This window comes from Microbacterium sp. VKM Ac-2870, assembly GCF_015350795.1.
Classification (GTDB): Bacteria; Actinomycetota; Actinomycetes; order Actinomycetales; family Microbacteriaceae; genus Microbacterium.
On the sequence record NZ_JADKSH010000002.1, the window covers coordinates 275,347 to 287,214 of the forward strand.

At 69.8% G+C, this 11,868-nt stretch carries 12 protein-coding genes; 5 read left to right on the top strand and 7 right to left on the bottom strand.

The features are described 5' to 3' along the window. Positions 1–45: 45 nt before the first annotated feature. The 6 genes from ITJ43_RS05225 to ITJ43_RS05250 all read right to left on the bottom strand — a co-directional run bounded on the left by ITJ43_RS05225 (position 46) and on the right by ITJ43_RS05250 (position 5,441). The gene (locus tag ITJ43_RS05225) at positions 46–384 is read right to left on the bottom strand and encodes a hypothetical protein (RefSeq protein ID WP_194582768.1); all 339 of its coding nucleotides are present in this window, start codon (positions 382–384) and stop codon (positions 46–48) included. Beyond that, positions 369–956, bottom strand: coding sequence for a hypothetical protein (locus tag ITJ43_RS05230; RefSeq protein ID WP_194582769.1), 588 nt, complete (start codon positions 954–956; stop codon positions 369–371). The genes ITJ43_RS05225 and ITJ43_RS05230 overlap by 16 nt, the downstream gene beginning before the upstream one ends. After that, positions 953–1,561 carry a hypothetical protein gene (locus ITJ43_RS05235; protein ID WP_194582770.1) on the bottom strand — a complete coding sequence of 203 codons (609 nt, stop codon included), beginning with the start codon at positions 1,559–1,561 and terminating at the stop codon, positions 953–955. Before ITJ43_RS05235 ends, ITJ43_RS05230 begins: the two co-directional genes overlap by 4 nt. Next, complete coding sequence (locus tag ITJ43_RS05240) at positions 1,558–2,922, bottom strand: hypothetical protein (RefSeq protein ID WP_194582771.1); 1,365 nt, start codon at positions 2,920–2,922, stop codon at positions 1,558–1,560. The genes ITJ43_RS05235 and ITJ43_RS05240 overlap by 4 nt, the downstream gene beginning before the upstream one ends. An 86-nt stretch (positions 2,923–3,008) precedes the next feature. Next, the gene (locus ITJ43_RS05245) at positions 3,009–3,953 is read right to left on the bottom strand and encodes a hypothetical protein (protein WP_194582772.1); all 945 of its coding nucleotides are present in this window, start codon (positions 3,951–3,953) and stop codon (positions 3,009–3,011) included. A gap of 30 nt (positions 3,954–3,983) precedes the next feature. Next, complete coding sequence (locus ITJ43_RS05250; RefSeq protein WP_194582773.1) at positions 3,984–5,441, bottom strand: NCS2 family permease; 1,458 nt, start codon at positions 5,439–5,441, stop codon at positions 3,984–3,986. Positions 5,442–5,570: 129 nt separating this feature from the next. On the opposite strand from ITJ43_RS05250, the gene ITJ43_RS05255 reads away from it, so the two are divergent. The 5 genes from ITJ43_RS05255 to ITJ43_RS05275 all read left to right on the top strand — a co-directional run bounded on the left by ITJ43_RS05255 (position 5,571) and on the right by ITJ43_RS05275 (position 11,175). Continuing rightward, entirely contained in the window at positions 5,571–6,830 is a 1,260-nt protein-coding gene (locus ITJ43_RS05255) for a DUF6350 family protein (protein WP_194582774.1), read from the top strand. Between the two features lie 4 nt (positions 6,831–6,834). Beyond that, entirely contained in the window at positions 6,835–7,428 is a 594-nt protein-coding gene (gene purN, locus ITJ43_RS05260) for a phosphoribosylglycinamide formyltransferase (protein WP_194582775.1), read from the top strand. A gap of 34 nt (positions 7,429–7,462) precedes the next feature. Next, positions 7,463–9,073 (top strand): bifunctional phosphoribosylaminoimidazolecarboxamide formyltransferase/IMP cyclohydrolase, encoded by a 1,611-nt coding sequence (gene purH, locus ITJ43_RS05265; protein ID WP_194582776.1) that lies wholly within the window; start codon positions 7,463–7,465, stop codon positions 9,071–9,073. Between the two features lie 87 nt (positions 9,074–9,160). Next, positions 9,161–10,672, top strand: a complete 1,512-nt coding sequence (locus ITJ43_RS05270; RefSeq protein ID WP_194582777.1) for an AlkA N-terminal domain-containing protein — start codon at positions 9,161–9,163, stop codon at positions 10,670–10,672. Continuing rightward, a complete protein-coding gene (locus tag ITJ43_RS05275) occupies positions 10,669–11,175 on the top strand; it encodes a methylated-DNA--[protein]-cysteine S-methyltransferase (protein WP_194582778.1) in 507 nt (168 codons plus the stop codon). The genes ITJ43_RS05270 and ITJ43_RS05275 overlap by 4 nt, the downstream gene beginning before the upstream one ends. Positions 11,176–11,234: 59 nt before the next feature. Here ITJ43_RS05275 and ITJ43_RS05280 read toward each other — a convergent pair whose 3' ends face one another. Beyond that, positions 11,235–11,723: a hypothetical protein gene (locus ITJ43_RS05280; protein WP_194582779.1), complete on the bottom strand. Its 489-nt coding sequence runs from the start codon at positions 11,721–11,723 to the stop codon at positions 11,235–11,237. Between the last annotated feature and the right edge of the window lie 145 nt (positions 11,724–11,868).

Consider the following 11,868-nt stretch of genomic DNA (forward strand, 5'->3'; position numbering starts at 1 on the left):
GCCGCGGCATCCACCCCCTCTTTCGTTGTCCCTCGGCGACCGCGCTCAGTACGCGGTCGGACCGCCGTGCCCACCGGCGGGCTGGGCGGCCGTCTGCGGCGGCCGGGTGAGCGCGTCGACCAGTTGCGACTCGACATCGGAGAACCCCTGCGCGACGGCAGCGGCCTGCTCGCGCAACGCCGAGACCTCCTTGATGAGGTTTCTGCGGTTGTCGTCCCAGCCTCCCGCAAAGTCCTCCACGGCGCGGGAGAGCTCCTCCACCGGAATCACCGAAGCGAGCGACGACGAGTCGGCTGCGGCATCCTCCAGCGTGTTCGTGATGCGCTGCAGGTCGTTGGCGACCTTCTGCACGTCCTCGGTATCGAGCTTCAGTCCATCGGCCATATCGAGCTCCTTCCCTCATCACCCGGAACGACGCTGATCGCGCGGGCGAGTTCATCGAACAGCGGGCGCAGCCGCAGGAATCGCGGCAGATCGGCGTCCCCGACGATCATGATGACGTCGCGATCGGGGTGACGCCACACCCAGTGGGCGACGGCGCCGACCACCCCGTTCGGCTCCTTCGCGACGTAGCGCACCGTCACGGTCCCCGCTCCGAGAGCCTCGCTCTCGAACGGCTCGGTCACCGCCGGGCGGACGGCGGCCCGGTCCGTCGCACCCTGCAGCTCCTCATCGGGCACGTCCAGGTGCGGCCACTCGTAGAAGCTCGCGATCGCCGTCTCGACGTGCGGCTGTGTCAGGTAGGCGTAGCGGTGCTCGCCGGTGTCGATCGATCGCGACAGCCCTTCGGCATACGCGCGGATGAGCTCACGCTGGTCCGAGCCATAGTGATGGAGCTCGTCGAGCGCCGACATGAGTGCGTCGCTCCACTCCTCGACACCCGCATAGCCCTGCCAAGGGAAGCGTGCCGGCACATACATCCACCGGGCCGGATCGGCGTCCACGCGAATGGTCATGCGCTGTCCTCCGAGTTCATCGTCTGCTCGGCGGGGGAGCGGGGCCATTCGAGCGCGTCCAGCATGGTCTCGATGAGCACCGTCAAGGCGTCGGTCACCGGAGCGAACTCGGCGACCGGCTGCCCCGAGATCGAAGCGAATGCGATCAGAGCGCCATCGGCGTCGGGTAGCGGCCACACGTACTCGACCGTGCGCAGCAGCGCCAGCGCTTCCGGGTCTGCTCCCGCGACGGGCAGGTCGGTGACGAGCCGACGCGCCGTTCCGGCGTCGGTGTCACGAAGCTCGGCGCCGGGCAGCGCAGACGCCTCGCGGGCCGCGGCCGGCGCGAAGCTCAGCGAGATCGCGGTCGACACGGGTACCTGCCACGGCACGCCCATCGGGAGGATGACACGGAAACAGCCGGCGTCGCGCGCATCGTCGAGGACGGAGACGAGCCACTCCTCCAACCGGTGGATGAAGGGTCCGATGCTGTCACGCGGGCCCTGTGTCCAGGCCTCGCGGAACACGCGACGCGCGGTGTCGCCGTTGTCCTCGCTGACCGCAACGGCCGCCCAGCCCGGGGGAACGATGACGCGCGGGAGAGCTGCGCTCGCGGTCAGGCTCACGAGCCCACTCGCCATGTGCTCGCGTCCTGGACGTCCTGGTTGTACCAGTCCGATGCCCCCCGCAGCGCATCGCCCACGACGTTGTCCGTGAACGTGTCGGGCAGAGCGTTGAGCAACGACGGGATGCGGTCGCCCAGTGTGGAATCGGCCTGGTGCAGAACCATGTTGACCCCGCCCGCGAGCTGCGCGGTGAAACGGTGCGTCTGGCCGAGGGCGATCAGCGAATCGATCGTCGCGTTGCTTCCCGTCACCGTCGGGTTCTGCAGCAGCCTCAGGAAGTCGGCGTTGTTGCCGCCCTTTGCCGTGATGAGCTCCATCGCGCGGCGCAGGAACTCGGGCGAGCGCTCACCCAGCGTGAGTCCCGGCAGCGGCGTCTTCACGGTGGTCAGCGCGCCGCCCAGCACATTGTCGAACGAGTTCGTCACCAGGCGCGACGCGGCCGAGAATCCGCGGGAAGTCGCTTGGGGGAGGGCATTGGTCACAACGGCGAGGCGGTTCGCGCGCATGAGGTTGACGACCTGGCCGACGCCCTTCGATGCGATCGCGCCGACGCCGAGCGTCGCCACGGCGAGGACGTCGAGTCCGAAATCGACCCACGAGATCTCGCCCGCCGCGGCGAGGAGCAGGCCGAGCCCTGCCGTCAACAGCCCGGCGGCGAGCGCGAACGGTGCGAGCACGGGGAAGACGAAGCTGAGAACCGACAGTGCGGTCGTGATCACCTGCAGCACCTGACGGATGGCTTTCAGGATCTCTGCGTGCTCCTGCACCCAGCCGTTGATGTTGTCCAGGATCGAATCGTTCAATCCGTCGCCGTCGGTGGCCGTGCGAAGCCGCGATGCGGCGTCGCGCCCCGACTGGCGAAGCGTCTCGACGATCGATGTGAAGCGAGCCTGAGCGGAGTTCAGCGTGCTGCGCTGGGTGTTCGCTCGCGAGTGCAGGCGGATGAGTTCCTGATTGAGTTCGACCATCTCATTCGGGTCGGTCGTCGTCAGCCGCTGCTGCTCGTACTGGCGGATGCGCGAGTTCGCGTAGGTCAGCTGAGCCGAGGCATCCTGGTTTTCGGCGACCAGCGGTGCGGCCTGCTGCTGGGCCGACTCGAGATCCCCGGCGAAATCGGTCAACGACTCGGACGCGACGCGATAGCGGTTCTCGAGCGTGGCGAGCTTGTCGGCCACCGTGCCGGCGTTCTCCGCGAGCACATCGAGCGCGTCGCTGCGGTGATTGCGGGTCTCGGCGATGGCAGTGCGCAAGCCCGACACCGCCTCGAGGATGGCGTCGGCGGTCTGAGCGTACTGTGACGCGCGCCAGCGAATGACTGACGGATCACCGGGTATGGGGGCTATCGTCTCGGGCAGATCCATGCGGGCTCCTTGTCTGTGACGATGGTAGACAACGTCATGAGGAGGGGGCGATGGGGAGAACTCCCCATCGCCCCCTCCTCACCGCCTCACACGGTGCCGATCGTGATTCCGGCGGCGAGCTGGTCGAGCTCGACCTCCGCCGCCGCGAAACGGTCGGGTTCGACATCGAAGGCGCACATCAGCACAGCGCGCTTGCCGTCGTCCCAATGCCACGTCGCCGTCCGGCGCGGGCCGGAGGGATGAGCGATGGTACGGACGGTGCGAATCGCCGTCCCCGGTCCCTGGGCGAACGGGCGAGACTCGGGCGCCGCGGCATCCTCCCCGTCGATCGCGCGCACGAGCGCGCGGGCGAGACCGAGGTCGTTCGTGGCGCTGTCGAACACCTCGACGATGAGAGGACGGGGGTCACCGTCGAGGAGCGTGAGGCGCTGCTTGTTCCGCTTCCAACGCTCGCTCGCCGTGATGCGCAGAGCGGGAATCGCCGTCGGGCGTGCCGGCGACGCTGCGCGTGCGTCGGGGCGCTGCCGAGAGCGGGTATCGCGCGGTTGCGGTCGAAAGGCGTGCACGGCATCGCGGATGCCATCCCACACGCCCCGCGAGAGCACGACGATAAGGGCGAGCACCCACGGGACGACCGCGCCGAGGACCGGCCAGATGAACGGTGCGCCGAACGTCACCGCAGCGCCGAGCGTCGTCAGCGCTCCGACCAGCGAGATGATTCCCAGATCCCATCGTGCAGAGAAGATCGAGTCCATGAACTGACCGCGATAGCGCCAGGTCGCGACGCTCAGCAACAGCGCGCCCAGTGCCGGGATCCAGAGCAGCCAGTACGGCGGGGGGAAGATCGGATACCCCGGGCCCGTGCCGAAGATCCCGCCGTCGCTCCCGGGCGGGACGGTGCCCTGGGCGAACCCCACTCCGGCGACGATCGCCACGGGGACCACCAAAATCAGCACCAGCACGACCACGATCCAGCCGAAGGCGGCTCTGAACCACTCCGCCGTGATCTCCGCGTCTTTTTGTCTTGTCACCGTCCGAGCCTATCCGGGGGGCTCACGGACTCAGCCGCCGAGCAACGTCTCGATCGGGCCGCGCGCGAAGTAGATGAGGAAGCCGACGGCGACCACCCACAAGAGCGGACTGATCTGCTTCGCCTTGCCGGAGAGCGAGCGCACGACGACCCAGCTGATGAAGCCCGCGCCGATGCCGTTCGCGATCGAGTACGTCATCGGCATGACCGACACGGTCAGGAACACCGGCAGGAGCACGCTGAAATCGCTGAGGTCGATGTGCTTGACCTGCGCCATCATCATCGCGCCGACGATCACCAGAGCGGCGGCGGCGACTTCGGTGGGCACGATCGAGGTCAGCGGCGTGAAGAACATCGCCAGCAGGAAGACGACACCGGTGACGACGTTGGCCAGTCCCGTGCGGGCACCTTCACCGATGCCGGAGCCCGACTCGATGAACACGGTCGCCGACGATGAGGAGGTCGCACCTCCCATCACCGCGCCGACGCCTTCGACGACAAGCGCGGACCTGATGCGCGGGAAGTCGCCCTTCTCGTCTGCGAGTCCCGCTTCCTTCGCGAGGCCCGTCATGGTGCCCATCGCATCGAAGAAGTTCGAGAAGACCAAGGTGAACACGAGCATCACGAGGGCGACGATGCCGACCTTGCCGACATCGAAGCCGAAGTCGACGGCGCCCAGCAGGCTCAGATCGGGAACGCTCACCGGCGATCCGCTCAGAGCGGGGATCGTGAGTCCCCAGCCGCCCGGGTGATCGGTCGCCGAGCCGAGGTGCCAGATCGCCTCGATGATCACCGAGATCACGGTGCCGCCGACGAGTCCGATCAGCATGCCGCCCTTGACCTTGCGGGCCACGAGCACGCCGGTGACCAGCAATGTCAGCACGAACATCAGCGTCGGCACTGAGGCGACCGAACCTCCGATGCCGAGACCCACCGGCGGCGAGTTCGATCCCGTCGCGGTGACGAAGCCGGAGTTGACGAAGCCGATGAAGGCGATGAACAGGCCGATCGCCACCGTGATGGCGAGCTTCAGTTGCACCGGCACCGCGTCGAAGATGAGCTTTCGCAGGCCCGTGGCTGCCAGCAGAACGATGATGACGCCGTTGATCATCACGAGTGCCATGGCCTCGGGCCAGGTCACCTCGTGGATCACGCTGAACGCGAGGAAGGCGTTGATCCCGAGGCCCGCGGCGAAGGCGAACGGCAGACGGGTGATGACGCCGAACAGGATCGTCATCACTCCGGCGGTCAGCGCGGTCGCCGCGCCCACGGCCGAGAAAGCCAGTTCGTTGCCGGCGATGTCGGCTTTGCCCGACAGGATGATCGGGTTCAGGATCACGATGTAGGCCATCGTCACGAAAGTGACGAGACCTCCTCTGATCTCACCGCCGATCGTCGACCCTCGGCGGGTGATCTCGAAGAAGCGGTCGATCGCGCCCGTGGGGACGGCGGCGTCGGAACGCGTGGTGGACGTGGGTGTAGCGGGCATGGATCCTCCGTCTAGAACGCTAGTGGATGCCGCGCCTGCGCTGCCCGCTGAGGTTCCTCCCTGAGGTTCCCCCGCGACGCCGCGCGTCCGCACGGCGCAGCTCACCGGGGTGGGTAGGGTCGAACCCGCATGAACCGCCTGCTCGTCCTCCTTCTCTCCGCTGTCGATGCCCTGATCGCAGCGGCCGTCGGCGTCGCCGTGGTCTTCGCACCCCTGACGGTGTTCTGGGTGGCGGGACTCGGCGGCAGTGCCGACTGGGGTGCGCTGTGGCCGACCGCAGTACGCATCTGGCAGCTCGGTCACTTCGTGCCGCTGCACATCGCGCTGAGCGACGGCTACCTCGTCGCGGCCGGCATCCCCGCGCAGGCGGCGGCGTTCATCGTCTCGCTCGCCCCGCTCGCGCTCGCCGTCTTCACGGCTGTCTTCGCCGCACGTTCGGGCGTGCGCGCCGCGCGTTCGGGCGCGTGGTTGCTGGGCGTCGCTTCCGGCAGCGCGGTCACTCTCCTTCTGGCGGCCGGACTGTGGGCGACGTCGCACAACCCGGTGGCCGCGGTCTTCGGCTGGCAGTCGCTGCTGTTTCCCACCCTCGTGTTCGCCGTGCCTGCGCTGGGTGGCGCGCTCGTCGAAGCGTGGCGTGGCGGTGACGACGGAGTGGTCGATGCCGTCCGTGACCGCATCGACGGAGCGGACGCCCATCGTGGTCATCCGTGGGCCGCGGTCGTCTCGGCGACAGGGCGCGGCGTCGGCATCTCGGTGGTCGGGCTCGTCGGGGCCGGAGCGCTCGTGATCGCGGTGGCAGCGGTGCTGCGGGGCGGGCAGGTCGTCGCCCTCTTCGAAGCCGCGCACGTCGACGCGGCAGGCGGCAGCATGTTCGCCCTCGGACAGTTGGCGTACCTGCCGACGCTGATCATCTGGGGGGCGTCGTTCGTCGCGGGTCCGGGCTTCGCCGTCGGCGCCGGCACCGCGGTGTCACCCGCGGGCACCGCGCTGGGTGTCGTTCCGGGCCTGCCGGTGCTGGGCCTCATCCCCGAGAGCTCGTCGCCGTGGCTGTTCGCCCTCGTGCTGGTCATCGTCGGTGTCGGCTTCGTCGCGGGTGCGGCCGCACGCACGCGGCTGTTCGCCGGCGGAGTCGACGGATCAGCCCCGGGCTCCGCGTTGCCGCGGCTCGCGACGCTCGCCGCGATCGCCGTGCTTGCCGCCGCAGCGGCGGCGCTGCTCGCGGTGTGCGCGTCCGGGTCGATCGGTCCCGGTCGCCTCGCCGAGGTCGGCATCGCCCCGGGACCGCTCGCCTTCTCGGTCGGCGTGGAGCTCGCCGTGGGCGCCGCCATCGCGCTGTTCGCGCCCGCGACGCCGCGGCCGCAGACGTCCCTCGCGACGCCGGTAGACTGACCGGGTGCTGACGGTCGCGGTTCTGATCTCGGGCACCGGCTCCAATCTCCGGGCGCTCCTCGAGGCCGCCGCCGACCCCGGATTCCCGGCCCGCGTCGTCGTCGTCGGAGCCGACCGGCAGGCCGACGGCTTCGCACATGCCGAGGCCTTCGGCATCCCCACCTTCCTCGTGCCGTTCCGTGACTTCGAGACCCGGGAGCACTGGGGTGAGGAGCTCGACCGGCAACTGCGCGTGTGGAAACCCGACCTCATCGTCCTGAGCGGTCTCATGCGGTTGCTCCCGGCATCCGTCGTCGACGCCTGGTCGCCCCGGCTCATCAACACCCATCCGGCCTACCTTCCGGAGTTTCCCGGGGCGCACGGCGTTCGCGACGCCCTCGCGGCCGGGGCAACCCGCACCGGAGCGAGCGTCATCGTCGTCGACAACGGCGTGGACAGCGGGCCGATCCTCGCCCAGGAGCGCGTCGAGGTTCTGCCGGACGACACCGAGCACACGCTTCACGAACGCATCAAGCCCGTCGAACGACGCCTTCTCATCGACGTTGTGCGCGCGATCGCCCGCGGGGAGCTCGAGCTCACCGCGTTCTCCACTTCCTGACTGATCCGAACACCCTCGAACACTGGAGTCTTGCATGGCCGGTCCTGCCGTCGATCCCGCCCTCTACCGATCCCGTGACCTCGTCCCTGTCCGCCGCGCTCTGGTGTCGGTCAGCGACAAGACCGACCTCCTGCCGCTCGCCCAGGCCCTCGACGCCGCCGGTGTGGAGATCGTCTCGACCGGCGGATCGGCGGCCCTGCTGCGCGATGCCGGCATCCCGGTCAAGGACGTCGCGGAGATCACCGGCTTCCCGGAGTCGCTGGGCGGCCGGGTGAAGACCCTGCACCCGAGCGTGCACGCGGGGCTCTTGGCCGACCTGCGCCTGGAAGACCATGAGACGCAGCTGGGCGACCTCGGCATTCTGCCCTTCGAGCTCGTCGTGGTGAACCTCTACCCGTTCGTCGAGACCGTCGCGTCCGGCGCCGTCGGAGATGCGGTGGTCGAGCAGATCGACATCGGCGGACCCGCGATGGTGCGCGCCTCCGCGAAGAACTTCGCGAACGTCGCCATCGCCGTCTCGCCCGAGTCGTATCCGGCCATCATCGAGGCGCTCGGCACGGGCGGCACCTCGCTCGCGCAGCGCCGCGAGCTCGCCGCGCGCGCCTTCGCGCACACCGCCGCCTACGACCGCGCGGTCGCCACCTGGTTCGCCGAAGAGACGCTCGAGCCCGAAGGCGAACTGCCGCAGCACCTGACGATCAAGGCGGAGCGGCTGACCACCCTGCGCTACGGCGAGAACTCGCACCAGCGCGCCGCGATCTATACGCGCGCCGGCGCTCACGGCATCGCCCAGGCGGCGCAGCTGCAGGGCAAGGAGATGTCGTACAACAACTACGTCGACGCCGATGCGGCGCTGCGCGCCGCGTTCGACATGGTCAAGCCCGCCGTCGCGATCATCAAGCACGCCAACCCCTGCGGTATCGCGGTGGCCGCCCCCAATGCGCTCGACCCGATCGCGTCCGCGCACCTGCGGGCGCACGAGTGCGACCCGGTGTCGGCGTTCGGCGGCGTCATCGCCGCCAACCGCACCGTGACGCTGAAGATGGCGGAGAACCTCCGCGACATCTTCACCGAGGTGATCGTCGCGCCCGACTTCGAACCCGAAGCCCTCGAGGTCTTCAAGCTCAAGAAGAACCTGCGCGTCCTGCGGCTGCCGGCCGACTGGCGCCAGGAGCCCATGGACGTGCGGCTGCTCTCGGGTGGCCTGCTGCTGCAGGACGCCGACCGCTTCCCCGACGACATCGAGTCGGTCGCCAAGAACTGGGAGCTCGTCTCGGGCGAACGCCCGGAGAGCGCAGACGAGATGGAGGGTCTCATCTTCGCGTGGAAGGCGTGCCGCGCCGTCAAGTCCAACGCGATCGTGCTGGCACAGGGTCTGGCCACCGTCGGCATCGGCATGGGACAGGTCAACCGCGTCGACTCCTGCCGCCTCGCGGTCGAGCGCGCGGGAGACCGTGCGGCCGGGTCGGTCGCGGCATCCGACGCTTTCTTCCCGTTCGCCGACGGACCGCAGGTGCTCATCGATGCCGGCATCCGCACGATCGTCCAGCCCGGTGGGTCGGTGCGCGACCAGGAAGTCATCGATGCCGCGCGCGCGGCCGGTGTGACGATGTTCTTCACGGGGGAGCGGCACTTCTTCCACTGACGGGCATCATCTGCGGCGTCGCGGGCGCAGCGCTGTGGTGGCCGATTTCCGCGAGCCGCGAGCCGTAGGCCGTGTCAGGCTGGGCGCATGAGCACCGTCAGCGCCGCCACTGCGATGACGTTCGACGAGCGCTACCGTGCGATCGACGCTCGCGACGCCCGCTTCGACGGCCAGTTCGTCACGGCCGTGCGCTCGACCGGAATCTACTGCCGGCCCAGCTGCCCGGCCCGCACTCCGAAGGCCGCCAACGTCACGTTCTACCCGACATCGGCTGCTGCACATGAAGCCGGCTACCGCGCCTGCAAGCGCTGCCTGCCGGAAGCCGCGCCCGGCTCACCCGAATGGGATCTGCGCGGCGATATCGCCGGGCGGGCCATGCGTCTCATCGCCGACGGCGTCGTCGAACGCGAGGGGGTGCCCGGCCTTGCCGCTCGCCTCGGATATTCGGCGCGCCATCTCACGCGCCTGCTGACGGCCGAACTCGGCGCCGGTCCGCTGGCTCTGGCGCGCGCACAACGGGCACATACGGCGAGGATGCTGCTCGTCTCCACTGACCTGCCCGCCTCAGACGTGGCCTTTTCCGCCGGTTTTGCCAGCGTCCGTCAGTTCAACGAAACCGTCCGGGAGGTGTTCGGTCTGACGCCCCGAGAGCTGCGTGCGCGCCGTCCTGCCTCGGCCGCCCCCGTGGGCGCCGCCGTGGCGGGCACGATCGAGCTCGTCCTGCCGCATCGCGGCCCGCTCGACGCCGCAGGCCTGTTCGCCTGGATGCAGGCGCGCACGGTTGCCGGGACGGAATCGGCCACCGCCGACTCGTTCGCCCGCGTGCTGCGGATGCCGGGGGGCCCGGCGTGGTTCGTGGTCCGCCTCGACGCCGCAGGCCGCGTGCGTCTCCGTGCGAGACTCAGTCACCTCGCCGACCTTCCCACATTGGTCGCCCGGGTGCGACGGCTGTTCGATCTGGATGCCGACCCCATCGCGGTCGACGCCGCGTTGTCGACACATGAGGCCATCGCGCCGCTGGTGCGTCGCGTTCCCGGCATCCGGGTGCCCGGCGCCGCCGACCCACACGAGATGCTCATCCGCGCCATGATCGGCCAGCAGATCTCGGTCGCCGCCGCCCGCACGGCGCTGACCGCCCTCACCGACCGTCTGGGTGAGCGGGTCGAGGACTACGACGGTCTCGATCGGCTGTTTCCGACGATGGCCGCCATCGCCGAGCACGGCCATACGGTGCTGCGTGGTCCCGCGGCGCGCATCCGTGCCATCACCGCCACGGCGGCCGCTCTCGCTGACGGCAGCCTGCCGCTCAGCTCGGGCGACGACCGCGGGCTACAGCGCGCCGCGCTCTTGGCCAGGCCGGGTATCGGGCCGTGGACCGCCGACTACGTGAGCATGCGTGTGCTGGGGGATCCCGACATCACCCTCCCCGGCGATGTGGCCGTCCGCGCGGGCGCGGCTGCCGCGGGCATCCCGTCCGACCCGCGGGGGTACGACGCCTGGGCCGTGCGTGCTGCGCCCTGGCGCAGTTACCTCACGGCCCACCTCTGGCGGGCGTCGGCCGCCGCCACCCGCCCATCCCGCGAACGGAGCACCCGATGACCGGCACCACCCAGACAACCGCCACCATCCAGACCATCGCCACCCCCGACGGTCCGTTCACCATCCTCGCCGATGAGCGGGGCCGTGTGCTGGCCAGTGGGTGGACGGCCGACGTGACGGCCATCGTCGCGCGGCTGGCCGCGCCGCCCACCGACATCCGCGAGGGGGAGACGGAGGCAGCGGCAGCCGCCCGCGCCTATTACGCGGGCGATCTCGCGGCGATCGACGCCGTCGAGGTGGCCCAGTCGGGCACGGCGCTTCAGCTCGACGGCTGGCACGCGCTTCGTCGTATCGCGCCGGGCGCGCCCCTGACCTACGCCGAGTTCGCGAGCGCGCTCGGCCGGCCGAGCGCCGTCCGAGCCGCGGCATCCATCTGCGCCCGCAACGCCCCGGCCCTGTTCGTGCCGTGCCACCGCGTGCTGCGCACGGGTGGGGCTCTCGGCGGATTCGCGTGGGGGCTCGAGGTCAAGCGGGCGCTGCTCGCGCGCGAATCGGCGGCCTGACCGACAGTGGGGCTCCGCGGATCGGGCACGGCCCCGGGGTTGTTGCGGGTGGCGTCGACTCAGCGCAGGGTCAGTCGCGGCTGCCGGCCGGTGTACACGACCCAGTGCGTGAAGCGGGTGTCGATCGTTCCCGTCGACCATCGGTAGTTGTACCCGTCGGAGCAGGCGAAGTCGCTGTAGGACGACGCGGTGTACGTCCCGGGATAGGCGAGACGAACGGGCAGGTCGACCCAGATCGGCAGGCCGGATTGGGGCAGATCGACGCAGTGCGACCAACCCGGCCGCCCCGTCGCCGGGTCGGGACCCTGCAGGAGCACGGACGTGACGACGTCGCCGCTGCGATGCATGAGCGTCGAGAGAGTGACCGTGCGGATATGGTGCGCGGCGTAGTCGGACGCGCCGACCGCGTCCGAAGGCGCGGGGTCGGAGGGCATCTCGGCGAACGCGGGAGCGGCGGCGCCTCCGGTGAGCGCCAGCGTCGCCGCCACGATCGCGGTGGTGGTGAGCCGCCGCGCGCGCGAGGTTCGGGAATCGGTCATCTGTGTCATGGCGTGTCCTTCCGGGGGAGGGGAGTGGCTGCCTCTCCATGAAACCCCGCGGAGGGCGTTTCGCTAGATGAACGTCTAGTGAAGCGATGGAACGTCACTGGCGCGGGATTCAACCTGAGCAGACGATCGTCTTGTCAGGTCGAGC

Excerpts from the sequence above, each read along its gene's own strand:
- ITJ43_RS05240 (WP_194582771.1), bottom strand. The coding sequence starts at position 2,922 with ATGGATCTGCCCGAGACGATAGCCCCCATACCCGGTGATCCGTCAGTC.
- purH (WP_194582776.1), top strand. The coding sequence starts at position 7,463 with ATGGCCGGTCCTGCCGTCGATCCCGCCCTCTACCGATCCCGTGACCTC.
- ITJ43_RS05280 (WP_194582779.1), bottom strand. The coding sequence starts at position 11,723 with ATGACACAGATGACCGATTCCCGAACCTCGCGCGCGCGGCGGCTCACC.
- ITJ43_RS05255 (WP_194582774.1), top strand. The coding sequence starts at position 5,571 with ATGAACCGCCTGCTCGTCCTCCTTCTCTCCGCTGTCGATGCCCTGATC.
- ITJ43_RS05275 (WP_194582778.1), top strand. The coding sequence starts at position 10,669 with ATGACCGGCACCACCCAGACAACCGCCACCATCCAGACCATCGCCACC.
- ITJ43_RS05250 (WP_194582773.1), bottom strand. The coding sequence starts at position 5,441 with ATGCCCGCTACACCCACGTCCACCACGCGTTCCGACGCCGCCGTCCCC.
- ITJ43_RS05270 (WP_194582777.1), top strand. The coding sequence starts at position 9,161 with ATGAGCACCGTCAGCGCCGCCACTGCGATGACGTTCGACGAGCGCTAC.
- ITJ43_RS05225 (WP_194582768.1), bottom strand. The coding sequence starts at position 384 with ATGGCCGATGGACTGAAGCTCGATACCGAGGACGTGCAGAAGGTCGCC.
- ITJ43_RS05230 (WP_194582769.1), bottom strand. The coding sequence starts at position 956 with ATGACCATTCGCGTGGACGCCGATCCGGCCCGGTGGATGTATGTGCCG.